Origin of the sequence: Litoreibacter arenae DSM 19593, assembly GCF_000442275.2 — a bacterium.
Classification (GTDB): domain Bacteria; phylum Pseudomonadota; class Alphaproteobacteria; order Rhodobacterales; family Rhodobacteraceae; genus Litoreibacter; species Litoreibacter arenae.
Genome location: NZ_KE557306.1, coordinates 1,430,254 through 1,456,773, shown reverse-complemented (window position 1 = coordinate 1,456,773; position 26,520 = coordinate 1,430,254). Strand labels below are relative to the sequence as shown.

The window sequence follows — 26,520 nt, the reverse complement described above, 5'->3', positions numbered from 1 at the left end:
CCGGGCGGGCGCAATCAGTGCCCGCCCGACCTACCCACCGATCCCCTCGAACGTCACCGCAGCGCCCAAGGCGCTTGCCAGAATGGGCGAGACGATGGCGATGATCTTTTTGAATGCCTCCAGCGACGCGATCCGGTTGATGTCGAACCCCGCGACCTGTTCGGCGATTTCGGGATTCCCGTGTGCGGCCACCGCTTTGTGAAAGCGCTCGATCCGCACCATCAGGATCAGGCTGACGGGCATGTAATAGCTCAGGATCAGGACCGAATAGCTTACCCCGCGATAAAGCGAAATCGCGTTGACCAGTTCCGCATGACGCGCGCGCAACTCCGGGTCTGCAATCATCTGGCCGGGCCATTTCATCCATGACAAGACCAGCACCATGCCGACGCTCAGCAAAATGCCGGAGCAGTAGAGATAACGGCTGGACGTATCTTGGGCCTCCTTCAGAATGACGGCTTCGGCGGCCAACCCTTTGCTGCTTAGCAAGTAGGGTCGATGGGGGCGGGCAAGGGCCAGCACCATGCCCGCGATCACCGCAGCGGCAGCAAGCGACGTGATATGGTTGGCCTTGTCGAGCAGGACTTCCATACCATGAAACGCGCCTTCACCGTCGCAAGCCAACGACGTCTCGCACGCTCTCAGGCGGCCTTGCGACAGCGCGTCGACGAACAGCGATTTGCCCAGTAATTCGTAAGCTTCGAAGCTGCCCATCCACGCGGGTTCGATCGTGTTGAATACCATTGTAAAAGCGACGACCGCCACCAGCCCCAGCAATATACGCAGGGCCGATCTGGGGCTGTGGCGGGACCACAATTCGGAAAAGAAGATTGCGATGAAGATGACGCAGACGGCAAAGTAGAAGAACCATGCCGACAGAAAGCGGTAACGGGCGCTCAGTTCCAGCAAGGGGGCGGTTTCGACTTTGACAGAAGCTGGCAGAAGCAGGGCACTGTTGCCGAAATTGCCCAGCAGATATTCAGACGCCAATAATACAAACGCCGGCAACGCGAGGATGCCAAGATATCGGGGCGCAATCACCAAGCGGCCGCGCGGATACAAACGGGGTGGAATGATCCCCATGGGGTGGCCCCCTGTCTGGAAATGGCGCGAGAGATAACACCGACGCCGTCTGAAAAGCGATAAAACTACGTTCAGACTGCGCCCAGACAGGGTTTCACGTCAAGGCTGCCGCTAAGCCTTGCGGTTTGCCGGGTGGAGAGACGATGCCAGAATATGATCGGCGTCGTGGACCACGGTATCGGCCTGATGGTAGATTTTCGGGTCTGGCGGGGTCGCTACGCTTGTGTCCTTATTGGGGTAGTCCAGTTGCCAGAGGAAGTGCTTCATGCAGGTCAGCCGCGCACGTTTCTTGTCATTGGACCGGATCACGGTCCAAGGGGCGTCCGCTGTATCCGTATAGAAAAACATGGCCTCTTTGGCTTCGGTGTAGTCGTCCCATTTATCAAGGCTTGCACGGTCGATGGGCGACAGTTTCCAGCGTTTGAGCGGATCGGTTTCGCGAGCGGCAAAGCGTTTCTTCTGCTCCTCCTGCGTCACCGAAAACCAGTACTTGAAGAGCTTGATTCCGCTGCGGGTCAGCATACGCTCGAATTCCGGCGTCTGCCGCATGAATTCCAGATATTCGTTGGGGGCGCAAAAACCCATGACCCGCTCGACGCCCGCACGGTTGTACCAAGACCGATCATAGAGAACCATTTCGCCCGACGTTGGCAAGTGTTTCACATAGCGTTGAAAAAACCACTGGCCGCGCTCTTCGTCGGTGGGCTTGTTCAAGGCGACGACCCGCGCAGCGCGGGGGTTTAAATGCTCGGTAAAGCGTTTGATCGTGCCACCTTTGCCTGCCGCGTCACGACCCTCGAACAGCAAGACGAACTTCTGTCCGGTCTCCTGTACCCAGTGTTGGACCTTCAGCAACTCTACCTGCAAAGCCGCTTTCTCGGCTTCGTATGCGGTACGGCCCATTTTCTTGGGATAAGGGTATTCACCCTGCTCGAAACCGGTGATGGTGTCGGTGCCAGTCTTCGTTTTCGCGGGCGTGGAGTTTGCTTTTGATCCGGTCATATGTGCCTTCTGATATTGGAATGGACAGTGCTGCTCGGTCAGCGGCTGCATATTAGCCAATCAGTGTGATAATGGCCTTGACCTGCATCAACGCGATCTCGCAATAGCGCTTGCTGCTCGCCGGGTTGCCACCTAGCGTGCGAGCATGACTCCACTGGTTTTCTTCGCCGTGCTGACGGCCGCGATGTTGCATGCCGTCTGGAACGCTTTGGTGAAGGGCGGGGCGGACAAGCGGTTGAACATGGCGGGCGTGGTGATCGGACATTTGCCGCTGGCTGTGCCGATGCTGGCTTTCGTGCCCGCGCCTGATCCTGCGTCTTACCCCTACCTGATCGCGGGTATAGCACTGCACTTTGGCTACCAGATGTTTCTGCTCGGCTCTTATAATGTGGGCGACCTGACACAGGTCTATCCAATCGCCCGCGGCGTCGCGCCGTTGCTGGTGGCCGCCGTCTCTCTGGTCTTTCTGGGCGTGGACCTTTCAAGCATGGAGGTTTTGGCGGTCGTCACCATCGCCGCAGGAATCCTGAGCATAGCACTTGTGCGCGGCGCGGACGGGTTGCGCAACGGGCGGGCCACCGCGATGGCGCTGACAACCGGCTGCTTTATTGCCAGCTACTCGCTGGTGGACGGGCTGGGCGCGCGCGTCGCAGGCACCGCGCTGGGCTATTATGCGTGGCTGGGCATTGCCAACGCGGTGATCTTTACAGGTTTCATGGCCGCGACCACGCCGCAGGTCTTGCGAGACTTGCCCACCAAGGGGCTCAAGGTGTTCCTCGTTGGTGGCTCAGCATCCTTCGCGGCCTACAGTCTGGTGATGTGGGCTTTCACCCAGTCCCCCATCGCGCTTGTCACGGCATTGCGGGAGACGTCGATCATCTTCGCGCTGCTTATCGGCGTGCTGATGATGGGAGAGCGGTTGAGCCTTGGCAAAGTCGCCTCCACCATGATCACCCTTTTGGGGGTCATCTTGTTGCGCGTGACCCGATCCTAAAGCGCCAGATAGCTAGAAAGTGATCAGGCGGGTCAACGGGTCGCGCCCCCGATTGCTTGACCTTCCCCTAGGCTTGGCCCCATCTAGACCAAATCCGTTAGATAGGCTGGCCCATGATCCCTGAACTTGGACAATTCGCCCTTTCCTTGGCCCTTATCGCGGCGCTGGTGCAAAGCGTCTTGCCGATGCTGGGGGCCGCTCGTGGCAATTCCTTGTGGATGCGGTCCGCACAGGCGAGCGCACTGGCACAATTCGCGCTGATCGCGGTGGCGTTCTGGGCGTTGATGCGCAGCTATATTGTGTCGGATTTTACCGTCTTGAACGTGGTGAACAACTCTCACTCGCTCAAGCCGCTGATCTACAAGATTGCAGGCACCTGGGGCAACCACGAAGGCTCCTTACTACTCTGGGTATTCATCCTCGCCGGATTTGGCGCGGCGGTGGCTTTCTTCGGTCGCAACATCCCCGAGGCGCTCAAGGCCCGCACCCTGTCCGTGCAGGCGTGGATTTCCGTGGGGTTCATCAGCTTTATGGTCTTTACGTCGAACCCGTTCACACGGGTCTTTCCGCCGCCCTTGGACGGCAACGACCTCAACCCGCTGCTGCAAGATATCGGCCTCGCGATCCACCCCCCACTGCTCTACGTAGGCTACGTGGGGTTCTCCATCGTGTTTTCCTTCGCGGTCGCCGCCTTGATCGAGGGCCGTGTGGACCCGGCTTGGGCGCGTTGGGTGCGCCCGTGGACGCTGGCCGCGTGGACGTCGCTGACTGCCGGTATCGGGCTGGGGTCTTGGTGGGCCTATTACGAGCTTGGCTGGGGCGGCTGGTGGTTCTGGGACCCTGTTGAAAACGTCTCCTTTATGCCCTGGCTCTTGGGCACCGCACTTCTGCACTCTGCCATCGTGACCGAGAAACGTGACACGTTCAAAAGCTGGACCATCCTGCTGGCGATCCTGACGTTCTCGCTGTCGCTGCTTGGCACGTTCATCGTGCGCTCCGGCCTGCTGACATCCGTCCATGCATTCGCCGTCGACCCAGAGCGGGGGATTTACATCCTTGGCCTGCTGTTTGTCTCTATTGGCGGATCGCTGGCGCTGTTCGCGTGGCGCGCGCCGTCGATGGAAGGTGGCGGGCTGTTTGCGCCGATCTCGCGCGAAGCGGGGCTGCTTATCAACAACCTGCTGTTGGCCACGGCCACCGCAACGGTCCTGTTCGGCACGCTCTACCCGCTGTTTCTTGAGGCCATCACCGGTGACAAGATTTCCGTCGGGCCGCCCTTCTTCAATGCGGGCTTCATCCCGATCATGCTGCCACTCCTGATTGTCATGGGCATCGGACCGTTCCTGTCATGGAAACGGGCTGACTTGAGAGGCGTGCTGTCCCGTTTGAAAGTCGCGTTCGCAATCGCCGTCATTGCGGCACTGGTCGTATGGTATCTGACCACCGGCGGGCCGGTTCTGGCCGTGATCGCCATGGGTATCGCCATCTGGCTTCTGGTCGCCACGGCACAGGAATGGATCACACGTGTGAAGCTATTTCAGTCCGGTGCCTGGGCGCGCATCCGTCGCCAGCCCCGCGCTTCCCACGGGATGACCTTGGCCCATATCGGCGTCGCTGTCCTCGTGATGGGGGCGACCGGATCGTCGGCGTGGAAAGAGGACATTGTCGCGTTCGCCAGCCCCGGCACCAAGGTCGAGATTGCAGGTTTCGAGCTGACTTTCGAGAAGATCGAGCCGCAACAAGGCCCGAACTATGTGGCGCAGGTCGCGACCCTGAACGTTACCCGAGACGGTGAATTCGTCACCAAGCTCTATCCGGAGCGTCGGGTCTATCCGGTTGCGGGGTCTTCAACGACGGAAAGCGCCATTCGCCAGACCTTGGCGGGTGACCTCTACGTTTCAATAGCACAACCCGCCGCCGAAGGGGCGCAGGGGAAGTGGACCTTGCGCATCCTTTACGAGCCGCTGGTGAACTTCCTGTGGATTGGCACGGTGTTCCTTGTGCTTGGCGGCAGCTTGTCCCTATCGGACCGCAGGCTTCGTGTCGGCGCTCCGCGGAAATCGAAACCGGCGCCGGTCGGCGCGACACCGGCGGAGTAGGCTGATGAAACGCGTGCTCTTCGCGCTGCCCTTGTTGGTGGCCCTCATCATCGGCGGCTTCGCGATCTGGGGCCTGTCCGGCGGGCGCGACCCGTCGTCGATCCCCTCGGTGCTAATCTCGCAGCCGGTGCCGCAACTGGCGCTGGAGCCGATTGCAGGCGTCGACACCCCCGGCCTGACGACCGAAGATTTCAGCAAGATCGAAGGGATCAAGCTGCTCAACGTTTTCGCCTCGTGGTGCGCCCCTTGCCGCGCTGAACATCCGATCCTGACCCGCATGGCGCAGGAGGAGGGACTGACCCTCGTCGGCATCAACTACAAGGACAAGCCCGAAGCGGCGGCCAAATGGTTGGCAGAATTGGGTAATCCATACGAGGCAATCGGGTCCGATTATTCCGGGCGTGCGGGTATTGACCTAGGCATTTCCGGCGTGCCGGAGACTTTTATCATCGACGAGGATGGCATCATTCGCCACCGCTTTGCCGGTCCTGTGGTAGGCGATGGTCTCACGCGCTTCACCGAAGCGCTGGACGAGGTGCGCAAATGATCCGGTCCGCACTTTTGGCCTTAGCCTTGCTGGCTGGTCCCGCCTTTGCAGTGGAACCGGACGAGATCCTGTCGGACCCGGCACTTGAAGAACGCGCCCGTGCGATATCTGCAAACGTGCGTTGTGTCGTGTGCCAGAACGAACCGATCGACAGCTCCAACGCGGGCGTGGCCCGCGACCTTCGCGTGTTGATCCGCGAGCGGTTGGTCGCAGGTGACACCGATCAGGAAATCTATGATTTCCTAGTGCTGCGCTATGGCGACTTCGTGCTGTTCAATCCGCCTTTCAAGCCTTCGACCTACGCGCTGTGGTTGGGGCCATTTGCCATTCTGTTCATCGGTGGCATCGCCGTCGCGCTTACGTTGTCGCGCCGCTCCCGCAAGCCTGTGACCAAAGACACCCGATTGAGCACCGAGGAAGAAGCCGACCTTGCCAAGCTCATGCGAGAGGACACCACCAAATGATCTTTTTCGCCGCCGCTGCCGCGTTGGCCGTGCTGACGATGCTTGCCTTCCTGTGGCCGCTGCTGCGCGACACGGGCGATACGCTGGACCGCGCCGACAGCGCGATTGCCATTTTCCGTGACCAGTTGTCCGAGGTGGACCGCGACGCGGAACGCGGCATCATCTCGGCTGCGGAGGCGGAGTCCGCCCGCACCGAGATCAAGCGCCGCATGATCGCCGCCGACAAGGCACGCGGACCAAGCAAATCGGGTGCTGCGACGGGCCGCTCGGTACTTGTGGCCTTCGCTTTGGCGACACCCTTGGCAGGTGCCGCATTGTATTGGCAATTGGGGGCGCCCCAAATCCCGTCCGTCCCGTTTGCGGAACGGGCGGACGAGCAATCAGAGGCGCAGAATCTGCAAAAGCTGACAGCCGAACTGCGCACCAAACTCGAAAGCGATCCGAACGGTGGCGAAACCCGCGGCTGGGAGTTGCTGGCGACAACCTATGGCAACATGGGTCGCTATGACGACGCGGCCTATGCATATTCCAAGATCGTGGAACGCGAAGGTGCGACCTCCGGCACATGGTCGCAATACGCCGAGACGCTTATTGCGGCTGAGAACGGCGTGGTGACCAAACCTGCCAGCGACGCAATCGCCAAGGCAATTGAGCTGGACCCCATGAACCCTGCCGGTGCCTACTACCGCGCGGTGGAACTGGATCAGTCCGACCGCTCTGACGAGGCGCGGCAATTGCTGATAGACCGGCTGTCCCAAGAGACCGCACCTGCGCCGTGGATGGAATTCTATCTGCGCGAGATCAACCGCCTTGGTGCGTCACTGGGCCAAAAGCCTATGGAACTGCCAGACTTCCCCGACGCCCCGCGCGGCCCTTCCGCCGAAGATGTCGAAGCCGCGTCCGAGATGTCGGCAGAGGACCGTCAGGAGTTTATACGCACGATGGTCGCAAACCTCGCAGAGCGGATGAAGAACGAGCCGGACAATCTGGAAGGCTGGCTACAACTGGCGCGTGCCTATGGGGTGCTGGGCGAGAATGACAACGCGCGCGCAGCCTATGAAAGCGCAAAGGCGTTGACCGACAAGCTGCCGGAAGACGACCCGCGCCGCGTTACGGTAGAGCAAGGTTTGGCGGCGATCGACAACTAGGGCCGCGCTGTCTCCAACGCGCTCAACACCGCGTCTTTTGTCAGGAATTCGGGGAGGGCGATGCCCTCCGGTGCGCCGGGTCCATAAACCTTGTTGAACGGGATGCCGAAGCGTCCGTTGCTTTGGAGATAGGCCAAAATCGCAGGGTCGGGCTGTGTCCAGTCCCCGCGCATGGCAGTCACGCCGTCTTGCGTCAGCAGCTCTGCCACCGGATCACGGTCCAGCACGCGGGCCTTGTTGGCTTTGCAGGTCAGGCACCAAGAGGCGGTGACGTCGACGAACACGACTTCGCCCCTAGCCACCGCGGGCCCGATAGAGGCCTCGTCAAACGTTGCCCAATCGGCGCTTTGCGCAATCGCCTGCGGGGCAGGGCGCAACACCACGGGAGCGAACACCGCAGCGACGATCAGCGCTGCGGCGACCATCCGTCCGTTCTTACGTGCCAACATCGCCAGAACCGCCGCCGCGATCAGCGCGAGCAGCACCAAAACGACAACCCAACCAGCGACCGTCACCATCACAGACGCCAGCCAAAGCGCCGTCAACGCCAGCAGCGCCGCCATGACCCACTTGACCCGCACCATCCATGGCCCCGGTTTTGGCAGGGCCTGCACCAACGAAGGCCGCAGGGCCACCGCAAGATAGGGCGAGGCCAGCCCAAGGCCCAATGCGGTGAAAATTACCATAGCCTCGAACCCGCTGCCTGCCAGCGCGAAGGTCACGGCAGTGCCAAGAAACGGGGCAGAGCAGGGGGTTGCCAGCACCGCGGCCAGCGCGCCGGTGGCGAAGTCGCCGAGCAGGCCCTGCCCGTGCTCCATCCGCGCCATGGATGTGTTCAGGCGCTGCGGTAGCGTGATCTCGAACAGCCCCGCCATATTGGCTGCAAAGACCGAGATCAGGGTAATCATCAGCCCAAGAAAGACGGGGTTTTGGAACTGCACTCCCCAGCCGATCTGCCCGCCGCCCGCGCGAATGGCCAGCAACACGACAGCCAACGCCCACATAAATGTCAGGACCCCAAGCGCCGAGACGACGAAGCCCGTGCGGATGCGGGCCGCGCTTTGATCGCTGGATTTCAGCGCCGAGGCGAATTTGATCGTCAGCACAGGTAAAACGCAGGGCATGATATTCAGGATCAACCCACCCAGAAGCGCGATCACCGCGATGGACCAAAGACCTGTCGTGGTGCCTGCCGTTAGCGGCCCGTCACTGGGGGTGGCCGCGTCGAAACGCGCCGCGCGGTCTCCATCCCGCAACGTAATTTCCAAAGGCGTGTCAGCGTCCGGAACGGCCAGCACCGGCAGCCGCGCGATGATGCTCTTGCGGTCACCGGCAAGCTCGAACACTGGCGCTCCGAACGCCGCGTCTGGCCCCATATCAGGAAATACCTGCAGATCGGCACCAAAGGCCTCGCTGCTGTCGACCGCGACTTGTAGCTCGGATGCGTCGGGAGACCACCAGAAACGGGCATTGCTCATGCCCGCGTCGTCCAGCGCCGCAGGCACCTTGGCCGCCGCATCGGCTATTAACGCAGCAGAGGCCGTGTCGATCCCGCCCTCGCCCGCAAGCAGCGTCAGGGACAGATCGAACATTTCGGGAATGCACAACTCGGCGCAGACCAGCACATTTGCGGACACGTTCAGCACCGCCGTGCCGCCCGCTTGGTCCAGCGTCAGTTGAACCGGAAAGGTAACTTCCTTTTCGTAGCCGTAATTCTCGATGTCGAACGCTTCAAAGCGGGTAGGTGCGGGGAACAACAACTCCGTGTCACCGACATTGGCCGACGCGCTCCAGTCCAGTTCAGGCGGATAGCCCACAGACCCCGGCGCTTTCCAGTAGGTCTTCCAGCCGTCTGCCAGCTCGATCTGCAACCCGGCCGAAATGGTGCCCGCATCGGGCGTCACCGTGTTCTCCGCCGTAATCAGCCTCGCTGTGATCCGCTCGCTTTGATAGGCGGGCGAACTTGCGGCAAGGACGGGCGACAGCGCTGCGGACAGCCAGATGACGATCAGGGAGGCAAGAATTCTCATGGCTTCTTTGCTCCCCCGAAGGCGCGCCAAAGGCAAGGGGTTTCAGGCGTTTGTCACCGCCTCGTGATTGCCTTGTGTTTGACAATCCCTGCGCGGCATATCACGGTCGCGTCAACTTTTCCGGCCGCCAAGGAGCCTGCCCATGACCCGACTTGCTACATCGACCGCCTTGGCACTGTGCCTTGCAACTACGCCTCTGTCGGCCGAGGATATGAGCCGCGACCAGATGCAGGAGCTGGTGCTGGAAACCATCCGCGAAAATCCCGAAATTATCATGGAAGCGCTGCAAACGCTGCAAGAGCGTGAGGAAGCGGCGAAGGCAGATCAGGCTCAGGCTGTGCTGAGTGCCAACCGCGCCGCGTTGGAGCAAGACCCCAATGCCCCCGTTTTGGGCAACCCTGACGGTGACGTGACCGTGGTGGAATTCTTTGACTACAATTGCGGCTACTGTCGTCGTGTCTTCGACGACGTTCATGCGTTGATCGAGAGCGACCCCAATGTGCGCGTTGTCATGCGGGAATGGCCGATCCTTGGCGAGGAAAGCGTCTACGCCGCCCGCGCGTCGCTTGCGTCGCGTGCGCAGGGCAAATATGTCGAATTTCACAACGCCCTGATGGAAAACGAAGGCCGCGCGAACGAGGCCAGCATCATGCGCATCGCGGATGAGTTGGGGATGGATGCAGAGCAGCTGAAACGTGACATGGACGCGCCCGAGGTAGCGGCTCATATTCAAACCAGCATGCAACTGACCCGCGCCCTCAACCTGAACGGCACGCCTGCATTTGTATTCGGTGAGCAACTCGTGCCGGGGGCGATCGACCTGGAGCAGATGCAGGAACTCGTCGCTCAAGCCCGCGACGCAGGGTAATCCACCGCCATTTTGGGCCTTCCGTTCGGCTTGGGTGACGTCCTACTGTCGCGCAAATCGAATAAGAACGCCGCGCGGAAGGGGCCTTATTATGGCAAGGATAGCCATCAACGGATTGGGGCGGATCGGCCGCTCCATCTTGCGTCTTTTGACCACTACACCTGCGGGCGGCGGGTTCGAGATCGTGGCGCTGAACGACATTGCCCGCCCCGAACTGTGTGCCTATCTGCTTCGCCATGACAGTGTGTTCGGCCAGTTTCCGGGCGAGGTCACCCATGACGACCACTCCCTGACAATCAACGGCAAACGCTATCCGCTGACGGACAATCCCGACTTGTCGGAGATTGACCTCAATGGCGTGGATCTGGTGCTTGAATGCACGGGTAAATCCAATTCACGGGAGTTTGCGGAGCGGGGCTTGCGTGCGGGGGCAGGGCGTGTGCTGATCTCGGGGCCGTGCCCCACGGCGGACCAGACGGTTGTGATTGGGGCCAATGACGACATGCTGGCAGACCAGCCGATTATTTCCTGCGCCTCCTGCACAACTAACGCGCTGGCCCCACTGGCGCGGGTGATTGACGATGCGTTTGGTTTGGTGACGGCGCATATGACGACGATCCATTGCTACACAGGGTCGCAACCTACGGTCGATGCGCCACGGGGTGATCTGGTACGCTCCCGCGCTGCCGCGCTGTCGATGGTACCGACCACGACCTCCGCCGGAAAGCTGACCGATCTTGTGCTCCCCGATCTGGCGGGGCGCATCTTTGCCACGTCGGTTCGGGTTCCCACCGCGTCGGTATCGGCAATAGACATGAGCTTTCAGGCGCAAGAGCCTTTCACGGAAGAGAAAATCAACGCGACGCTCGTGTCTGCCAAGGGCAGTATCATCGGCATCACTGAGGAGGCGTTGGTCTCCTCCGACCTGCGCGCCCGGCCCGAGAGCATCGTCATGGCCCTGCCGGAAACTCACGTCACCAAATCGGGGGGCATGGCCCGTGTGTTCGGCTGGTATGATAACGAATGGGGCTTTTCCAACCGCATGATCGACCTTGCCCGACGCATGACAAAGATGTGAGTTCAGCCCGCTGATACAAACTGTTATCCCCCACTGGAGCAGCTTTGAATAACGGAGGTCAAATCATGATCGACAAACCAAACCGCCGCCTGTTTCTGGCAACCGCGACCGCAGCGCTGGCGACACCTGCATTGCTACGTGCGCAGAGCGTGACCGCTCCGCTTGAGGAGATCGGCACCCCGTCGACCGCCAAGGGCGTGCGCCGCAACGCGTCGAGCTTCCAGCAGCAGCGCTGGCAAGACCACTTCGACAGGCTGGGCGTCGCCACTGTCGTGGCAGACACGACCTCGCGCGCGCTGCATTATTGGAATTCGGATGGGTCCGACTATCGCGTGTTTGCGACGTCCGTGCCTCGCACCGACCAGTTGACCAAGCGTGGCTACACCGAGGTTGTGCGCAAGCGCGTCGGGCCGGACTGGACGCCGACGGCAAACATGAAGAAGGAAGACCCCAGCCTGCATTACATGCCGCCTGGTCCGGGCAACCCGCTTGGCACCCACGCAATGTATCTCAGCTGGCCTGCTTACCTGATCCACGGCACGCACGATACGCGCAAGATCGGGCGTCGGTCGTCATCGGGCTGTATCGGTCTGTTCAATGAGAAGATCGAGGAGCTGTTCGCGCTCTGCCCTGTCGGCACCCAAGTGCGGATCATCTAAGACAAGACGGGGGGCTGCGGCCCCCCGATTTCATTTTGCGTTCCGTATCAACGCGCTGATCTCCGCCACCTTCGCCGCCAGCAGCGCGCGGTCGCCGCGTGCCTCGACGTTCAGGCGCAACACAGGCTCGGTGTTTGACTGGCGCAGGTTTACCCGCCAGTCGCCGTAATCCAGTGACAGCCCGTCCAGACGGTCCACCGCCTTGGCGTGGGGCAGGTAAGTTGCCTCGAACGCGTCGATGGCAGGTTGCTTGTCGTCCAGCTTGAAGTTGATTTCGCCGGAGGATGGGAACCGCGCCTGCATGTCGGCGACAAGTTCGGAAAGCTTCTTGCCGGAGTTGCTCATATGCTCGACGAGCAAGATCCACGGGATCATACCGCTGTCGCAATACATGAAGTCGCGAAAATAGTGGTGCGCTGACATCTCGCCGCCATAGACCGCGTCAACCTCGCGCATCTTCGCCTTGATATGCGAATGGCCCGATTTCGAGACAACAGCCTCGCCGCCGCCCCGCTCGACCAAATCCAAGAGTGCCCAGATTACACGGGGATCATGAATGATCTTCGCGCCGTTGTGTTTTTCCAGAAATGCACCGGCCAGCAAGGCCACCACATATTCACCGTCGATGAAGGCGCCGGTTTCGTCGAAGAAAAAGCAGCGGTCGAAGTCGCCATCCCAAGCGATGCCAAGATCGGCCCCTTCGGATAATACACGCTCCGCCGTCTGGGCTCGGTTTTCCTCCAGCAACGGGTTCGGAATGCCGTTGGGAAAGCTGCCATCGGGGTCGTGATGCTGGCGGATGAACTCCACAGGCGCTTTCAATTTGTCGGCGATGACATCGAAGGCGGGGCCGGCGACGCCATTTCCTGCGTTGACGACTGCTTTCATCGGACGCCAAGTCGATACATCCGCAAAACTTGCCACCCGTTCGGCGTATGCATCGCGGGGATCGCGGTGCTCCAGAACGCCACGCTTTTTGGCCGGCCCGAAATCGCCTGCTTCAACCAACGCTTGTATCTCTCCCAGACCATCCGCAGAGGAAATCGGTCGCGAGCCTGCCCGCACCATCTTGATGCCGTTATAGTCGATGGGATTATGCGAGGCCGTGACCATCAGTCCACCGCCAGCGTCATAATGTGATGTTGCGAAGTAGACCTCTTCCGTTCCGCAAAGCCCGATGCTGATAACGTCGACGCCCTCGTCGCGCAATCCTTCGGCCAATTGGCCAGCCAGCATCTGGGATGTCGGGCGGATGTCGTAGCCGATGACGACAGAGCCCGGGTCAATCGAGCGTGCGAAGCCCCTGCCAATCCCGTAACAGATGTCTTCGTTCAGCTCGTCACCCAAGCGACCACGCACGTCGTAGCTTTTGAAACAGGTCAGGGTCGTCATGGGCGTTCCTCGCAAATACAGTTGAGCAGACATAGCGCGAAGCTGCGACGGCTCCAAGGGATGGGTTCGTAGGTTAAGGCAGAAGCTTTTTCAGGCGAAGTTGGGCGATCCTTTCCACCTGGCGGCAGGCTTCGTCGAACTCGGCGGCGCTGTCATGTCTTATCCGACGCTCCAAGGATGAGAGAACACCCTCCTCGTCAGTATCGCCTAAGGCGATGATGAAGGGAAACCCGTGCTTGGTTATGTAGTCTTCGTTCAACTCGCTTAGGGTCTGTCGCTCGTCGTCGGTCAATCCGCCGAGCCATTGCCCGGATTGCTCGGAAGTGGGCTGACTTTCGCCAGTCAGCATGCTTGCCAGATCAGGATGTGCATCAAGAACTTCGAGCCGTTGCGTCGGGCTGGCCGCGCGAAACACACGCGACATGGCGCTCCAAAGCCCTTCGGCGCTGTCATGCGCGGGGCCCAGTTCCAGATTCCACGCGCGTTCAGCCACCCATGGGGATTGCTCGAACACGTCGCCATATGTGCTTACGAAGGTGGACTTATCCATCAATGTAGGGCGCGTCGCAGGGGTTGGCGGATGCTCCGCCAGCCAGCGCTGCGCGATCTGTAGGCGGCTGGCGAACCAGACTTCGTCATGGCTTTGCACGTAACTCAAAAATCGCTTCAGCGCTTGAACCCGGCCGGGCCGCCCGATCAGGCGGCAATGCAGGCCGATGGACATCATCTTTGGCCTACCTGCGGTGCCGTCTTCATAAAGCGCGTCGAAACTGTCGCGCAGGTAGCTCTCGAACTGGTCCCCCGAATTGAACCCTTGTGTCGTGGCAAAGCGCATGTCGTTGCAGTCGAGCGTATAAGGCACAATCAGCTGGTCGCGCCCGTCGTGTCGCATGTAGTAGGGCAGGTCATCGGCATAGCTGTCGGCGATGTAATCGAACTGGCCCAGTTCCGCCGCCAGCATGACTGTGTTCGCCGAGCAACGTCCCGTGTACCACCCGCGCGGCGCTTCGCCGACAACCTCTGTGTGGAGCTTGACCGCCGCGACCATGTCTGCGCGCTCGTCCTCCTCGTCGTGATCGCGGTAGTCGATCCACTTCAACCCATGCGACGCGATTTCCCAACCGGCGTCTTTCATCGCAGCGACCTGCTCCGGAGAGCGCGCCAACGCCGTCGCAACACCGAAGACCGTGACCGGTAGATTTTCCAGCAGCCGGTGCAGCCGCCAGAAACCCGACCGCGCCCCGTATTCGTAGACCGACTCCATGTTCCAGTGGCGCTGGCCCGGCCACGGTGCCGCTCCGGTGATCTCGGAAAGAAACGCCTCAGACGCCGTGTCGCCATGCAGCACGCAATTCTCGCCACCTTCCTCGTAATTGAGAACGATCTGCACCGCGATTTTCGCTCCGCCGGGCCAGTTGGCGTTGGGCGGTTTTGCCCCGTGGCCGCGCATATCGCGTGGGTATCGTTTCATGGAACATCTCCGATCTTGCTCACCAGTTCATTTACACGGGCCTGACAGTTGAAATCCATCCTCTTGGTCGACATTCTTTTCGACATCAAACGCTTGCCCGAAGCAGGGAACCTGTGCTGTCATAAGCCATGACACAATTGATCGAACCGGCGGCATCTCCGCGTCCCGAAATCGGGACAGTCACTTTATGGGAGCTATTGCGTGCGCTGCGCGAAGGATGGCGCGATTTCACGCGGGCACCTGCCTACGGGCTGTTCTTCTCCGCGTTCTATGTCTTGTGCGGGGCGGGGCTGGTCTACTGGGGCGCAGGAACCTTCACATGGACATTGGTGCTGTCTTTGGGCTTTCCGATCTTCGCCCCGTTTGCCGCCGTCGGTCTATACGAAGTGAGCCGTCGGCTGGAGGCAGATGAGCCGCTGGGTTGGGCGTCTGTGCTGGCCGTCGTGTGGGCCGAACGTGGTCGGCAACTGCCGTGGATTGGCGCGTTGCTTGTGATTATTTTTCTGTTCTGGAGCTTCTTTGCCCATATGTCGTTCGCAATGTTCCTTGGCAATATGCAGCTGATAAACATCACGACGTCCTGGGACATGTTCATGACGCCCCATGGAATGATGCTCATCGCGTTTCAAATTGTCGTGGGCGGCGTGGTGGCGCTTTTTACCTACATGATTACCGTTGTCTCAATGCCTTTGCTGCTGGATCGGGAAATTGACTTCATGACCGCGATGGGGTTTTCCATTCGCGTCTTCATGAGAAACAAGGTTGTCCTTCTTCTGTGGGCCGCGATCATCGCCGTGTTTGTTCTCGTCGCGATGGTGCCGATGTTCTTGGGCTTGTTTCTGGCGCTGCCCGTGCTTGGGCACGCAACATGGCACATCTACCGGCGCGCGCTCTACACGCCTGTCTGATCCGTGCCGCAGAGGGAATAAAACGCAGCCAGAGTCGTTTTGGCGTGTTGGTTAATCTGGCCCCGGGTCGGTTCAGGCAGCGTGCCGATCACGCGCCGAAGCTGCAAGTCACCGATCAGAAGCTGTATGAACCAGGTCGCGGCTTGCTCGTCACTGGGCGGGGCGATTACTCCGGCTTCGCGCAGCGCGCCCATCAGCTTGACGATCTTGGGAAATACCCGTTCACGCCCGCCCTTGGCCAGCGCACCGCCCAGTTGACCACTTGCGTCGCAGGCGGCCGCACGGTTCAGAGCGACTGCGCGCTCGCCAAGCAAAAGCCGAAGCATCAGCTTCCCGATCTGTTCCAGAATATCCGCTGGCGGAAGGGGGGCCTTGAGCGCTTTGTCCAACGCCTCCTCGGCTTCCGCGGCATTCGACTTCACGATCTCCAGAAAAAGGCGCTGCTTGTCGCCATACCAGCGATACAGCGTCTCATTCGACGCCTTGGCGGCCTTGGCGATGTTGAGCATCGACGCGCCCTCGTATCCGCGCTCTCGCATGACCTCCAGCGCGACCGCTTCAATTTCGGCACGGCGCTTGTCTTTCTTTTCTGCTCGCATGGAGTCTCCTGAAATACCTTGATTATTACCGAACACAGGTATACGAAAAAGTAAAGCCGTATGAATGTGTACAGTTACTGAGAGGTATTAACCCCTGTCGCAAGTCGCTAAATTATCGGCTGTAATCTCCGTGATCTTCTCCGGGGCGATATTCGGCTTTTTCTATGCGTGGGTGTGTTCGACCATGTGGGGGCTTGATACGCTGGACCCGCGCACTGCAATCGAGGCCATGAACACGATGAATGGCTCGGTACGCAACGCGGTGTTCGCTCCTGCTTTCTTTGGGACGCCATTCGTTGCCGGATTTGCGTCATGGAGTTTGTGGCGTGCCGGATGCCGAAGCGCGGCGCGCTGGTTCGCAGCCTCCGGGATTGTTTATGCGCTATTCGGACTGCTGTTGACGATGCTGGTCAACGTCCCCATGAACGAGCAGTTGGCATTGGTTGAGGTTCCGCGATCAAGGGAGCAGGCGCAACCAATCTGGGAAGACTATTCGGCCAACTGGCAAATCTGGAACCAGATCCGCACAGCGGCAAGCGGAGTAGCACTCGCGCTTGGCGCGATGGGCCTGACGAGGCTGGGGCCCGACAGCACTCGCTTGATGGCCTGACCCATACGCCAGCCTCCGGTGCCGCAAAATTTTCCTTGAGAAACGATGGGCAATGCTCCAGCCTGATGGTGTGGAGATTGCTGCCTGACTTAATGCGTTGCCTGCGTGACTGGCGGATCTCCTGAATAGTCACACTGGGGGATGTGCATGGAACTTCAAGGCCACCGCGATATCGACGCCAGCCCGGCTGAGGTCTGGATCGCGCTTCTGGATGCGGACGTGTTGAAAGCCTGCGTGCCCGGATGTCAGGAAATGACGGGGTCCGCCGAGGAAGGGTTTGAAGCGGTCGTAGTCCAGAAGGTCGGTCCGGTGAAAGCGACCTTCAAAGGCGCTGTGCAGATCACTGACATGGTGCCGGAGAAGAGCTGCACCATCTCGGGCGAGGGCAAAGGCGGACCGGCCGGCTTCGCCAAAGGGGGCGCGGATGTAACACTGAGCCCGAACGAGGATGGTGGCACGCGTCTGTCCTATGAGGTGCAGGCGAAGGTCGGCGGCAAACTCGCCCAGTTGGGTTCGCGGATTATCGACGGGTTCGCAAAGAAGATGGCAGATCAGTTCTTCGAGCGCTTCCAGACGGCGCTCGAGGGGGAGGCGGAAGAGCCCGACGCCCCGCCGGAAGAGAAAAAGAAGGGCTGGCTAAAACGGCTTGTGAGCTGACACGCACGTGTAGCCAGACGTCACAGACATTAGGGAGGAATGAATGACCAAAGTATCCATGACCGTAAACGGCAAGGCCGTGTCGGGAGAGGTGGAAGGACGCACGCTGCTGTCTGCCTTCCTGCGCGACGATTTGCACCTGACCGGAACCCATATCGGGTGTGACACGTCGCAATGCGGCGCCTGCGTGGTCCATGTCGACGGAAAGGCGGTGAAGTCATGCACCATGTTCGCCGCCGAAGCCGATGGCGCGGAGGTCGCAACCATCGAGGGGCAGGCCAACAAGGACGGGTCGCTGAATGTCATCCAGGCGGCGTTCAAGGAGCATCACGGGTTGCAATGCGGGTTCTGTACGCCGGGGATGGTCATGTCAGCAGCAGCTTTGCTGAAGGAAAATCCCAAGCCCACCGAGGCCGAGGTGCGTGACTACCTCGAAGGCAATATCTGCCGCTGCACAGGGTATCACAACATCGTCAAAGCCATTCTGGCCGCATCGGGCCAAGACGTGCCTGCTGTCGCAGCCGAATAATTTCAATGACGTAGGGTGGGTTTCTAACCCACTGTAACGGGAGGATTTCAAATGCCTAAAGATGGCGGTATCGGCGCAAGCTCCAAGCGGCGCGAAGATCTGCGGTTCCTGACGGGCCGCGGCAAATACACAGACGACATCAACCTGCAAAACCAGACCCATGCTTATTTCGTCCGCTCGGACGTGGCACATGGCACGATCAACAGTATCGACACATCCGCTGCCGAGGCTATGCCCGGCGTGCTGCGTGTGTTCACGGCCAAGGATTTCGAGGCTGTCGGCGGCATTCCCTGCGGCTGGCAGATCACCGACCGCCATGGCGAGGTGATGCAGGAGCCCAAGCACCCCGTCCTCGCCGAGGGTAAAGTGCGTCATGTGGGCGACCCGATCGCGGTGGTTGTTGCGGAAACGCAAGCACAGGCTCGTGATGCCGGTGAGGCGCTCGATATAGACATTACCGAATTGCCCGCCGTTATTGACATGCGGGACGCGCTGAAAGACGGGGCGACCAAGGTCCATGACGACCTGACCTCCAACCTTTGCTACGACTGGGGCTTTGTGGAGGAGAACCGCGACGCGGTTGACGAGGCCATCAAAGGCGCACATCACGTCACCACGCTGGAATTGACCAATAACCGCCTTGTCGCCAACCCGATGGAGCCGCGCGTGGCGGTGGGCGATTACGACTTCTCGACCGACGAGCACACGCTCTACACCACCTCGCAAAACCCCCATGTGATCCGGCTGCTGATGGGTGCGTTCGTCCTTGGCATCCCCGAGCACAAGCTGCGCGTCGTGGCCCCCGACGTGGGTGGCGGTTTCGGCACCAAGATCTTCCACTACGCGGAAGAGGCATTCTGCACCTTCGCCGCCAAAGAGATCGGGCGTCCGGTCAAGTGGACCAGTTCGCGGTCCGAGGCGTTCATGTCCGACGCCCATGGCCGCGATCATGTAACCAAGATCGAGCTTGCGCTGGATAAGGACGGCAATTTCCTTGCCCTGCGCACGGATACGTTGGCCAATATGGGGGCCTATCTGTCCACCTTCGCGCCGTCTGTTCCAACATGGCTGCATGGCACCCTGATGGCGGGGAACTACAAGACGCCGCTGATTTACGTGAATGTGAAGGCGGTGTTTACCAACACCGTTCCGGTCGACGCCTATCGCGGTGCCGGTCGGCCCGAGGCCACGTTCCAGTTGGAGCGCGTGGTGGACAAGGCCGCCCGCGAGATGGGGATTGATCCGGTCGAACTGCGCCGCAAGAACTTCATCACCGAATTCCCCTACGCTACCCCCGTGGCTGTGGAATATGACACGGGCGACTACCACGCCACAATGGACAAGCTGTTGGAGATGTCCGACCACGCCGGCTTCGACACCCGCGCAGCGGAGAGCAAGAAGAACGGCAAGCTGCGCGGCTTCGGGATATCGCACTACATCGAGGCCTGCGGCATCGCACCGTCGAACCTTGTGGGCCAGCTAGGCGCACGGGCAGGGCTTTACGAATCCGCGACGGTTCGGGTTAACGCGACCGGCTCAATTTCGGTGATGACCGGCTCGCATAGTCACGGGCAGGGGCACGAGACGTCTTTTGCCCAAGTGGTCGCCGACATGATCGGCATCGACGAGAGCCAGATCGACATCGTTCATGGCGACACCGCGAAGACGCCGATGGGAATGGGCACCTACGGCTCCCGCTCCATCGCGGTCGGTGGCTCCGCCATGGTCAAGGCAACCGAGAAGATCATCAACAAGGCCAAGAAAATCGCGGCGCATTTGCTGGAGGCCTCCGATGCGGATATCGAATTGAAAGACGGCGCGTTCTCGGTCGCGGGAACGGATAAATCCGTGGCTTGGGGTGATGTGACGTTGGCGGCCTACGTGCCGCATAACTACCCGCTGGAGGATATCGAGCCCGGATTGGAGGAGACGGCCTTCTACGACCCTGCCAACTTCACCTACCCGTCGGGCGGCTATGGGTGCGAGGTCGAGGTGGACCCTGAGACCGGCAAAGTCACCGTGCTGGGCTTCTATGCGGCAGATGATTTCGGCAATATCGTCAATCCGATGATCGTCGAGGGGCAGGTCCATGGCGGCTTGGCCCAAGGCATCGGGCAAGCGCTGTTGGAAAACTGCGCCTATGACGCGGAGGGCCAGATCCTGTCCGGCTCCTACATGGACTATGCCATGCCCCGCGCCGATGACTTGCCGATGTTCAACGTCGATCATTCCTGCATCACGCCCTGCACACACAACCCGCTCGGGGTGAAGGGCTGCGGTGAGGCGGGGGCCATTGGCTCGCCACCTGCGCTGGTCAACGCGGTGATCGACGCGCTGCAACGCGGTGGTCACGACGTCACCCATATCGACATGCCGCTCTCGCCCGACCGGGTGTGGGCCGCGATGAACGGCTGAGCCAGAACTGGAGAGAACCCATGTATAACTTTGAGATAAACCGGCCCTCCACCATCGCGGATGCGGTGAAGGCTCTGGCCTCTGACGAGGCGCAGGCCTTGGGAGGCGGGCAGACGCTGATACCGACCCTCAAGCAACGCCTTGCCAGCCCCGAGACGCTGGTGAGCCTGACCGGCATCGACGAAATGAAGGGCATTTGTGTGGATGACGACGGCAGGCTGTGCGTCGGTGGGGCTACAATCCACGCCGATGTCGCGGCTGACGGGCGCTATCCGGCCCTGTCGGCCATGGCGTCCCATATCGGCGATCCGGCAGTGCGCAATCGCGGGACCATCGGCGGCTCCATCGCCAATAACGACCCCGCCGCCTGCTATCCGGCGGCGGTGCTGGCGTCGAATGCCACCGTGGTCACCAACACCCGCGAGATCGACGCGGACGACTATTTTCAAGGCATGTTCACCACTGCGCTGGAGGAAGGCGAAATCGTCACCGAGGTCAAATTCCCGGTGCCGGAAGTGGCAAACTACCAGAAGTTCGTCCAGCCCGCCTCTCGCTTCGCGCTAGTGGGCGTGTTCGTGGCGAAGTTCTCTGACGGTGTTCGCGTTGCCGTCACCGGCGCATCGGAGGACGGGGTGTTCCGCTGGACAGACGCGGAGGCCGCCCTTTCCGACAACTTCTCTGCCGATGCGTTGGAGGGGCTGTCCGTCAGCGCCGACGGCATGATGTCCGACTTGCACGGAAGTGCCGCGTATCGGGCGCATCTGGTGAAGGTCATGACCGGCCGCGCGGTAACTCCGGCGGCTTAGGTTAGACAAGCCCCGCTGGTCACGGCGGGGCTTTGACCAGTCACATTGTGACGCGGCGGGCCTGAACGCTGGCGCGGATGAAGGCGGCGATAAACGCGGCCGTCATCAGCAAAACGATCGTGGGGGCAGGGGCGCTGTCGAGGAAGAAGCTGGCATAGACGCCAACGAACGAACACACCGCCGCGATGGCCATGGACAGCCACAACATCACCCCGAACCGCTTGGTCAGCAGAAACGCGATGGCGCCGGGGGCGACGAGGAACGCGATGGCGAGGATGATGCCCACCGCCTGAAGCGCCGCCACAACCGTCAGCGAAATCGCCGCGAGCGTGCCGAAATGCAGCGCACGAACGTGCAGACCTTGAGCGCGGGCTTGTTGCTCGTCGAAGGATTGCAGCAGCAGGTCGCGCCAGAAGAACGCGATAAGACCTGTGACGACGACCGCAATCACGCCGGTGGTCCACATATCCTCCGGCCCGACGCCCAGCATGTTGCCGAACAGGATGTGATCCAGATGCACGTCGCTTTCAATCTTGGTATACATGACGATGCCAAGGCCAAACATGCCCGAGAACACGACGCCCATCACGGTGTCACGCTTCACGCGCGAGTTTTCGTCAATGAAGCCTGTCAGCCCCGCACAGGCCATACCGGCGGCGAACGCACCAATCCCCAACGGCAAGCCCAGAACATAGGCCAGCACCACCCCCGGCAGAACCGCGTGGCTGATCGCGTCGCCCATCAGGGACCAGCCCTTGAGGACCAGAAAGCACGACAGCAGCCCCGCAGGAATGGCCAGCATGACCGAGATGAGCATGGCGTTGACCATGAAGGGGAACTGAAAGGGAAGGGACCACTCCATCACACAGCCTCCCGTGCGCGGGCGCGGGCTGCGAGTATCCCGTGCTTGGGCGCGAAGGTGAATGCCAGCAGGAACAGCAGCGTTTGCAGGCAGACGATGACACCGCCGGTCGCCCCGTCGAGGAAATAGCTGATATAGGCCCCGAAGAACGAGGTCAGTGTTCCGATGGTCACGGCGATGACCAACAGACTGGGGAAGCGGTCGGTCAGCAAGTAGGCGGTGGCACCGGGGGTCACGACCATTGCGATGACCAGAAACGCCCCAACGGTCTGCATCGCGGCCACGGTGCTGGCCGACAGCAACGTAAAGAACAGGATCTTCAGCAATTCAGGCCGCAAACCGATGGACCGCGCGTGATTTTCGTCGAAAAACGTCACCATCAGATCGCGCCACTTCGCAAGCAACACCACCAGAGACACGCCGCCGATGATCGCCAACTGCACGATGTCGTCGGGAGAAATCGCAAGGATGTTGCCCAGAATGATCGTTTGGATATTCACGGAAGCGGGGGACAGCGAAATCATGAACAACCCCAGCCCGAAGAAGGAGGTGAAGATCAGCCCGATAATTGCGTCCTCTTTCAGCCCCGTGCGCTGGTTCAGGAACAGCATGGCGCCGCCCGCCAAACCACCTGCAAAGAAAGCGCCCAGCGAGAACGGCAGACCAAGCATGTAGGCCGCCGCGACACCCGGCACGATGGAATGGCTCAGCGCATCGCCGATCAGCGACCAGCCCTTGAGCATCAGGTAGGCTGACAAAAACGCGCAAACCGCGCCCACCAATGCCGAGACCCACATAGCGTTGAGCATGTAGTTATAGGTGAAAGGTTCCCACAGCAGGTCGATCATGACTTTTCGTCTTCTTCTTCATCTTCGTCATGGTGGTCGTAAATCACGAAGGGCCGCTCGTCGTCGGAGATCACGGTCAGACGGCGCTTGTCCTCCTCGTCGTCATGAAGATCCGCGCCTTGCATGACGAAATGGCGCAGCACGCCGCCGAAAGTCATTTCCAGATTGTCACGGGTGAAGATATCTTCCGTGGGGCCGTAAGCCAGCACGGTGCCCTTAATCAGGATCGTGCGGTCGCAGAACTCCGGCACCGAGCCGAGGTTATGGGTCGAGACCAGCATCACGCGCCCTTCTTCGCGCATCTCGCGCAGCAGGGCGATGATTGCATCCTCCGTCTGAACGTCAACGCCGGTGAACGGCTCGTCCAGCAGCACAACGCGGCTGTCTTGCGCCAGCGCGCGGGCGAGGAAAACGCGCTTTTTCTGCCCGCCGGATAACTCGCCGATTTGGCGATGGCGGAACTCAAGCATGTTGACGCGCTCCAGCGACCGCTCCACCGCTTTGTGGTCTTCGGCGCGGGGGATGCGGAAGAAACCCATATGGCCATAGCGGCCCATCATCACCACGTCCTCGACAAGGACGGGGAAGGACCAGTCCACTTCCTCTGCCTGCGGGACATAGGCGACCGTGTTCGCCCTGAGCGCATCCCGCACGGAGCCACCAAGTATGGTGATCTCTCCTGAAGAGATCGGCACGAACCCCATGATCGCCTTGAACAGGGTCGACTTACCGGACCCGTTGACGCCCACCAAGGCGGCAATCGTGCCTTTCGGCAAGCTGAACGACGCGTCGCGCAGGGCGGTGTGGCCGTTGCGGTAGGTGACCGTAACGCCGCTGGCGCTCATGCCGCTTGCATCGTTCGGGGTCGCGTCAAAGCTCACTTCTCAAGTCCTTCCGCGATGGTTTCAACCGTGACCCGGAGCAGGTCCAGATAGGTCGGGACGGGACCGTCCTCCGCGCTGAGGCTGTCCACATAGAGCACCCCGCCATAAGCCGCACCCGTTTCGCGGGAAATCTGTTCCGCAGGCGCGGCGGACACGGTGCTTTCCGAGAAGACCACGCCGATGTCATTCTTGCGTACCGCGTCGATCAACTCGCGCACCTGCTTTGGTGTTCCTTGCGCGTCGGCATTGATCGGCCACAGGTATAGCTCCCTAAGACCCAGATCACGGGCCAGATAGGAAAACGCGCCCTCCGACGTCACCAGCCAGCGCTTGTTTTCGGGCAGGGCGTTTATGCGGTCCTTCAGCGGGCCGAGCGCTGCCAGAATTTCGGCTTTGTAGCGTTCGGCATTGGCGCGGTAGGTGTCCGCGTTGTCAGGATCATGGGTGGCGAAAGCGTCAGCAATATTGTCGACGTAGATTTGCGCCGCATCGACTGACATCCAGGCATGCGGGTTCGGTTTTCCGGTGTAGGGGCCCTGAGAAATGCCCATCGGTTCCACACCGTCGGACACGACAGCAGACGGAACGTCTCGCAAGTTGCGGAAGAACTGCTCGAACCACAGCTCTAGGTTGAGGCCGTTCCAAAGCACCAGATCCGCCTCTTGAGCACGGAGGATATCGCGCGGGGTCGGCTCATAGTTGTGTATCTCGGCGCCGGGCTTGGTAATGCTTTCGACCACGGCCGCATCGCCTGCGACACGCGACGCCATATCGGCGATCACGGTAAAGGTGGTCACCGCTTTGAACTTTTCGGCGGCGACAGCGGGCAGCACGCTTATAGTGGCGGCGAAAAGGACAGAGAGGAAAACGCGCATTGGGCAGACTCCTGTGAGAAGCGGTCTCGGTCACTCCGCTCTATATGAGAATCGTTTGCAACAAGTCAAGATAGTTGCGAATGGATCGCAATAAACTCAGTAGAGTTGTCGACGCCCTTTAAGTTGACGAAGCGTGTATTTGTCGCGAATAAGCCCCCAATCGCCTTGCTGAAAGTAACGATCCTGCGGCAGGCAGCGCAGGCCGCATAACTGGCGTGACATGCCTTGCTTTGGAAGGTTTACCCATAGACGCCCCCCGGGCGTGGCGATGAACCCGATCAAGCCTTCCTCCATATCGGCGCGCAAGTCTTCGTAGGACGGCACTTCGCTGTCCGCATCGTGATCATACGCGCCATGTGTGTGAAAAGAGGCGAGCGGGACCACGCCGGGCGTACGAAACTCATGGGGCTGGCAATTGTCCGCGCTGCCCTTGCGGGGGTGGGTGGAGATGATTGCCCCGTCGGCATTGCGCCCTAGAAGCCCGCAAAACTCGCGGCCAGTGCTGAAGCTGCGGCTTTGAAGTCCTGTAAGGACCTGCTGCGCAGCGGCGCGCAACATGCGATCTTCCGAAAGGCTCAGGGTGTCGGCAAACGTTGGAAGGCAAAGCCAAAAGCTCAGCGCGAGGCTTGATAAGATCAATTTCATGTTGGGGACGCTAGCGCAGTGAATTGCGCTCTGTCCAATCAATCCTGCTGTGTCTAGATTGTCTGCGTATCGACCCTTTGGAAAGGCACCCAATGCGCTACATCATTCCACCGGCACCACAGGCTTCCGTTGCCGTGGTCGATACCTCTGATCGGTTCCCCGTGCGCCGCATCTACTGCGTCGGCCGCAACTACGCCGAGCATATCCGCGAAATGGGCAATGACGAGCGTGATCCGCCGTTCTATTTCACCAAGCCGGCTGACGCGGTCGTCGAGAGCGGAACGGAGATTGCGTACCCGCCTGCGACGTCTGACCTACATCATGAGGTTGAGTTGGTGCTGGCCATAGGCAAGGGCGGTGCCGACATTGCGCTGGAAGACGCGACCACGCATATCTGGGGCGCCGCTGTAGGCATCGACCTGACGCGACGCGATATTCAGTTAGAGGCCAAGAAGGCTGGCCGCCCTTGGGACATGGCAAAGGGGTTTGATCATTCGGCCCCGATTGGCGCTTTGGTACCTCTGGCTGACGCAGGCGACTTGACCAAGGGCAACATCTGGCTCGATGTAAACGGCGAGCGACGCCAGACCGGCGATTTATCCGAAATGATCTGGTCAGCGGCAGAATGCGTCACCCATCTGTCGACCTTGGTGACGCTGGCCCCCGGGGACTTGATCATGACCGGCACACCCTCGGGCGTTGCCGCGATCGGCAAGGGCGACAAACTCACAGCGGGAATCGACGGGCTGCCAAGCCTGTCTTTATCGGTTTCGGGTTAGAGATTCGTCCGTTTGCGGTATCAAGCGTCGGGAGTTTGATCAGGCGTAGAGCCGTTGCTTCGCCGAAACGTCCTCCGTTCGTTCGGATTCTGGCGATTTCGTCCAGATTTGGCGCTGCAGACAGGAATTCAACACATTATCTAGTCATTATCCGGTTCCACTTCTCTATTTTGAATGTATCATAGTTGGTATGCTGCATCCTTGTTGCTCAAGGTGCTCAATAGACTGCTGACCGCTGCTCTGTTTTCCCCTTGGCGCAATTTGTGCT

Annotated in this window: 26 protein-coding genes; 15 read left to right on the top strand and 11 right to left on the bottom strand. The window is 60.4% G+C overall.

The annotated features are described in order from the left end of the window. Positions 1-30 precede the first annotated feature (30 nt). On the bottom strand, positions 31-1,083 hold the full coding sequence (locus THALAR_RS07080; protein ID WP_021100828.1) for a hypothetical protein: 1,053 nt from the start codon (positions 1,081-1,083) through the stop codon (positions 31-33). Positions 1,084-1,194: 111 nt separating this feature from the next. After that, positions 1,195-2,085 carry a polyphosphate kinase 2 gene (ppk2, locus tag THALAR_RS07075; protein WP_021100827.1) on the bottom strand — a complete coding sequence of 297 codons (891 nt, stop codon included), beginning with the start codon at positions 2,083-2,085 and terminating at the stop codon, positions 1,195-1,197. A 145-nt stretch (positions 2,086-2,230) separates the two neighbouring features. On the opposite strand from ppk2, the gene THALAR_RS07070 reads away from it, so the two are divergent. The 5 genes from THALAR_RS07070 to ccmI all read left to right on the top strand — a co-directional run bounded on the left by THALAR_RS07070 (position 2,231) and on the right by ccmI (position 7,337). Beyond that, a complete protein-coding gene (locus THALAR_RS07070; RefSeq protein ID WP_021100826.1) occupies positions 2,231-3,079 on the top strand; it encodes a DMT family transporter in 849 nt (282 codons plus the stop codon). 113 nt (positions 3,080-3,192) lie between these two features. Further along, positions 3,193-5,178, top strand: a complete 1,986-nt coding sequence (locus THALAR_RS07065) for a heme lyase CcmF/NrfE family subunit (protein WP_021100825.1) — start codon at positions 3,193-3,195, stop codon at positions 5,176-5,178. 4 nt (positions 5,179-5,182) lie between these two features. Continuing rightward, positions 5,183-5,725 carry a DsbE family thiol:disulfide interchange protein gene (locus THALAR_RS07060; protein ID WP_021100824.1) on the top strand — a complete coding sequence of 181 codons (543 nt, stop codon included), beginning with the start codon at positions 5,183-5,185 and terminating at the stop codon, positions 5,723-5,725. Further along, positions 5,722-6,189: a cytochrome c-type biogenesis protein gene (locus THALAR_RS07055; protein WP_021100823.1), complete on the top strand. Its 468-nt coding sequence runs from the start codon at positions 5,722-5,724 to the stop codon at positions 6,187-6,189. The genes THALAR_RS07060 and THALAR_RS07055 overlap by 4 nt, the downstream gene beginning before the upstream one ends. Next, positions 6,186-7,337 carry a c-type cytochrome biogenesis protein CcmI gene (ccmI, locus tag THALAR_RS07050; protein ID WP_021100822.1) on the top strand — a complete coding sequence of 384 codons (1,152 nt, stop codon included), beginning with the start codon at positions 6,186-6,188 and terminating at the stop codon, positions 7,335-7,337. Before THALAR_RS07055 ends, ccmI begins: the two co-directional genes overlap by 4 nt. Here the strand turns inward: ccmI and THALAR_RS07045 are convergent. Further along, on the bottom strand, positions 7,334-9,367 hold the full coding sequence (locus THALAR_RS07045) for a protein-disulfide reductase DsbD family protein (RefSeq protein ID WP_021100821.1): 2,034 nt from the start codon (positions 9,365-9,367) through the stop codon (positions 7,334-7,336). The genes ccmI and THALAR_RS07045 overlap by 4 nt on opposite strands. A gap of 142 nt (positions 9,368-9,509) precedes the next feature. Here THALAR_RS07045 and THALAR_RS07040 point away from each other — a divergent pair, with 142 nt between their 5' ends. The 3 genes from THALAR_RS07040 (at position 9,510) to THALAR_RS07030 (ending at position 11,972) form a co-directional block, all read left to right on the top strand. Beyond that, entirely contained in the window at positions 9,510-10,235 is a 726-nt protein-coding gene (locus tag THALAR_RS07040) for a DsbA family protein (protein ID WP_021100820.1), read from the top strand. Positions 10,236-10,326: 91 nt separating this feature from the next. Then, the gene (locus THALAR_RS07035; protein ID WP_021100819.1) at positions 10,327-11,313 is read left to right on the top strand and encodes a type I glyceraldehyde-3-phosphate dehydrogenase; all 987 of its coding nucleotides are present in this window, start codon (positions 10,327-10,329) and stop codon (positions 11,311-11,313) included. 65 nt (positions 11,314-11,378) lie between these two features. Further along, positions 11,379-11,972, top strand: coding sequence for a L,D-transpeptidase (locus THALAR_RS07030; protein ID WP_021100818.1), 594 nt, complete (start codon positions 11,379-11,381; stop codon positions 11,970-11,972). Between the two features lie 30 nt (positions 11,973-12,002). On the opposite strand, the gene THALAR_RS07025 is transcribed toward THALAR_RS07030, so the two are convergent. Further along, positions 12,003-13,364, bottom strand: a complete 1,362-nt coding sequence (locus tag THALAR_RS07025; RefSeq protein WP_021100817.1) for a phosphohexomutase domain-containing protein — start codon at positions 13,362-13,364, stop codon at positions 12,003-12,005. A 73-nt stretch (positions 13,365-13,437) separates the two neighbouring features. Beyond that, on the bottom strand, positions 13,438-14,835 hold the full coding sequence (gene puuE / locus THALAR_RS07020) for an allantoinase PuuE (protein WP_021100816.1): 1,398 nt from the start codon (positions 14,833-14,835) through the stop codon (positions 13,438-13,440). Positions 14,836-14,963: 128 nt separating this feature from the next. On the opposite strand from puuE, the gene THALAR_RS07015 reads away from it, so the two are divergent. After that, positions 14,964-15,743 (top strand): DUF2189 domain-containing protein, encoded by a 780-nt coding sequence (locus THALAR_RS07015; protein ID WP_021100815.1) that lies wholly within the window; start codon positions 14,964-14,966, stop codon positions 15,741-15,743. Here THALAR_RS07015 and THALAR_RS07010 read toward each other — a convergent pair. Next, positions 15,728-16,342 carry a TetR/AcrR family transcriptional regulator gene (locus THALAR_RS07010; RefSeq protein WP_021100814.1) on the bottom strand — a complete coding sequence of 205 codons (615 nt, stop codon included), beginning with the start codon at positions 16,340-16,342 and terminating at the stop codon, positions 15,728-15,730. The two genes, THALAR_RS07015 and THALAR_RS07010, sit on opposite strands and share 16 nt — an antisense overlap. A gap of 130 nt (positions 16,343-16,472) precedes the next feature. On the opposite strand from THALAR_RS07010, the gene THALAR_RS07005 reads away from it, so the two are divergent. The 5 genes from THALAR_RS07005 to THALAR_RS06985 all read left to right on the top strand — a co-directional run bounded on the left by THALAR_RS07005 (position 16,473) and on the right by THALAR_RS06985 (position 21,359). Further along, complete coding sequence (locus THALAR_RS07005) at positions 16,473-16,952, top strand: anthrone oxygenase family protein (protein ID WP_021100813.1); 480 nt, start codon at positions 16,473-16,475, stop codon at positions 16,950-16,952. Positions 16,953-17,099: 147 nt separating this feature from the next. Next, a complete protein-coding gene (locus THALAR_RS07000) occupies positions 17,100-17,609 on the top strand; it encodes a CoxG family protein (protein ID WP_021100812.1) in 510 nt (169 codons plus the stop codon). 43 nt (positions 17,610-17,652) lie between these two features. After that, on the top strand, positions 17,653-18,138 hold the full coding sequence (locus THALAR_RS06995) for a (2Fe-2S)-binding protein (protein ID WP_021100811.1): 486 nt from the start codon (positions 17,653-17,655) through the stop codon (positions 18,136-18,138). A 51-nt stretch (positions 18,139-18,189) separates the two neighbouring features. Continuing rightward, a complete protein-coding gene (locus tag THALAR_RS06990) occupies positions 18,190-20,553 on the top strand; it encodes a xanthine dehydrogenase family protein molybdopterin-binding subunit (RefSeq protein WP_021100810.1) in 2,364 nt (787 codons plus the stop codon). A 20-nt stretch (positions 20,554-20,573) separates the two neighbouring features. Further along, positions 20,574-21,359, top strand: a complete 786-nt coding sequence (locus THALAR_RS06985) for an FAD binding domain-containing protein (protein ID WP_021100809.1) — start codon at positions 20,574-20,576, stop codon at positions 21,357-21,359. A 40-nt stretch (positions 21,360-21,399) separates the two neighbouring features. On the opposite strand, the gene THALAR_RS06980 is transcribed toward THALAR_RS06985, so the two are convergent. The 5 genes from THALAR_RS06980 to THALAR_RS06960 form a co-directional block, all read right to left on the bottom strand. Further along, positions 21,400-22,221 (bottom strand): metal ABC transporter permease, encoded by an 822-nt coding sequence (locus THALAR_RS06980; protein WP_021100808.1) that lies wholly within the window; start codon positions 22,219-22,221, stop codon positions 21,400-21,402. Then, the gene (locus THALAR_RS06975) at positions 22,221-23,069 is read right to left on the bottom strand and encodes a metal ABC transporter permease (RefSeq protein ID WP_021100807.1); all 849 of its coding nucleotides are present in this window, start codon (positions 23,067-23,069) and stop codon (positions 22,221-22,223) included. The genes THALAR_RS06980 and THALAR_RS06975 overlap by 1 nt, the downstream gene beginning before the upstream one ends. Then, on the bottom strand, positions 23,066-23,914 hold the full coding sequence (locus THALAR_RS06970) for a manganese/iron ABC transporter ATP-binding protein (protein ID WP_051153673.1): 849 nt from the start codon (positions 23,912-23,914) through the stop codon (positions 23,066-23,068). Before THALAR_RS06970 ends, THALAR_RS06975 begins: the two co-directional genes overlap by 4 nt. Before the next feature lie 32 nt (positions 23,915-23,946). Beyond that, positions 23,947-24,828: a metal ABC transporter substrate-binding protein gene (locus THALAR_RS06965; RefSeq protein WP_021100805.1), complete on the bottom strand. Its 882-nt coding sequence runs from the start codon at positions 24,826-24,828 to the stop codon at positions 23,947-23,949. 96 nt (positions 24,829-24,924) lie between these two features. Next, positions 24,925-25,473, bottom strand: a complete 549-nt coding sequence (locus THALAR_RS06960; protein ID WP_051153602.1) for a DUF4329 domain-containing protein — start codon at positions 25,471-25,473, stop codon at positions 24,925-24,927. Between the two features lie 92 nt (positions 25,474-25,565). Between THALAR_RS06960 and THALAR_RS06955 the strand changes: the two genes are divergently transcribed. Further along, entirely contained in the window at positions 25,566-26,252 is a 687-nt protein-coding gene (locus THALAR_RS06955) for a fumarylacetoacetate hydrolase family protein (RefSeq protein ID WP_021100803.1), read from the top strand. Positions 26,253-26,520: the final 268 nt, after the last annotated feature.

Bases quoted from the DNA above. Each gene is read 5' to 3' on its own strand.
- THALAR_RS07080 (WP_021100828.1), bottom strand. From the start codon at position 1,083: ATGGGGATCATTCCACCCCGTTTGTATCCGCGCGGCCGCTTGGTGATT.
- ppk2 (WP_021100827.1), bottom strand. From the start codon at position 2,085: ATGACCGGATCAAAAGCAAACTCCACGCCCGCGAAAACGAAGACTGGC.
- THALAR_RS07070 (WP_021100826.1), top strand. From the start codon at position 2,231: ATGACTCCACTGGTTTTCTTCGCCGTGCTGACGGCCGCGATGTTGCAT.
- THALAR_RS07065 (WP_021100825.1), top strand. From the start codon at position 3,193: ATGATCCCTGAACTTGGACAATTCGCCCTTTCCTTGGCCCTTATCGCG.
- THALAR_RS07060 (WP_021100824.1), top strand. From the start codon at position 5,183: ATGAAACGCGTGCTCTTCGCGCTGCCCTTGTTGGTGGCCCTCATCATC.
- THALAR_RS07055 (WP_021100823.1), top strand. From the start codon at position 5,722: ATGATCCGGTCCGCACTTTTGGCCTTAGCCTTGCTGGCTGGTCCCGCC.
- ccmI (WP_021100822.1), top strand. From the start codon at position 6,186: ATGATCTTTTTCGCCGCCGCTGCCGCGTTGGCCGTGCTGACGATGCTT.
- THALAR_RS07045 (WP_021100821.1), bottom strand. From the start codon at position 9,367: ATGAGAATTCTTGCCTCCCTGATCGTCATCTGGCTGTCCGCAGCGCTG.
- THALAR_RS07040 (WP_021100820.1), top strand. From the start codon at position 9,510: ATGACCCGACTTGCTACATCGACCGCCTTGGCACTGTGCCTTGCAACT.
- THALAR_RS07035 (WP_021100819.1), top strand. From the start codon at position 10,327: ATGGCAAGGATAGCCATCAACGGATTGGGGCGGATCGGCCGCTCCATC.
- THALAR_RS07030 (WP_021100818.1), top strand. From the start codon at position 11,379: ATGATCGACAAACCAAACCGCCGCCTGTTTCTGGCAACCGCGACCGCA.
- THALAR_RS07025 (WP_021100817.1), bottom strand. From the start codon at position 13,364: ATGACGACCCTGACCTGTTTCAAAAGCTACGACGTGCGTGGTCGCTTG.
- puuE (WP_021100816.1), bottom strand. From the start codon at position 14,835: ATGAAACGATACCCACGCGATATGCGCGGCCACGGGGCAAAACCGCCC.
- THALAR_RS07015 (WP_021100815.1), top strand. From the start codon at position 14,964: ATGACACAATTGATCGAACCGGCGGCATCTCCGCGTCCCGAAATCGGG.
- THALAR_RS07010 (WP_021100814.1), bottom strand. From the start codon at position 16,342: ATGCGAGCAGAAAAGAAAGACAAGCGCCGTGCCGAAATTGAAGCGGTC.
- THALAR_RS07000 (WP_021100812.1), top strand. From the start codon at position 17,100: ATGGAACTTCAAGGCCACCGCGATATCGACGCCAGCCCGGCTGAGGTC.
- THALAR_RS06995 (WP_021100811.1), top strand. From the start codon at position 17,653: ATGACCAAAGTATCCATGACCGTAAACGGCAAGGCCGTGTCGGGAGAG.
- THALAR_RS06990 (WP_021100810.1), top strand. From the start codon at position 18,190: ATGCCTAAAGATGGCGGTATCGGCGCAAGCTCCAAGCGGCGCGAAGAT.
- THALAR_RS06985 (WP_021100809.1), top strand. From the start codon at position 20,574: ATGTATAACTTTGAGATAAACCGGCCCTCCACCATCGCGGATGCGGTG.
- THALAR_RS06980 (WP_021100808.1), bottom strand. From the start codon at position 22,221: ATGGAGTGGTCCCTTCCCTTTCAGTTCCCCTTCATGGTCAACGCCATG.
- THALAR_RS06975 (WP_021100807.1), bottom strand. From the start codon at position 23,069: ATGATCGACCTGCTGTGGGAACCTTTCACCTATAACTACATGCTCAAC.
- THALAR_RS06970 (WP_051153673.1), bottom strand. From the start codon at position 23,914: ATGAGCGCCAGCGGCGTTACGGTCACCTACCGCAACGGCCACACCGCC.
- THALAR_RS06965 (WP_021100805.1), bottom strand. From the start codon at position 24,828: ATGCGCGTTTTCCTCTCTGTCCTTTTCGCCGCCACTATAAGCGTGCTG.
- THALAR_RS06960 (WP_051153602.1), bottom strand. From the start codon at position 25,473: ATGAAATTGATCTTATCAAGCCTCGCGCTGAGCTTTTGGCTTTGCCTT.
- THALAR_RS06955 (WP_021100803.1), top strand. From the start codon at position 25,566: ATGCGCTACATCATTCCACCGGCACCACAGGCTTCCGTTGCCGTGGTC.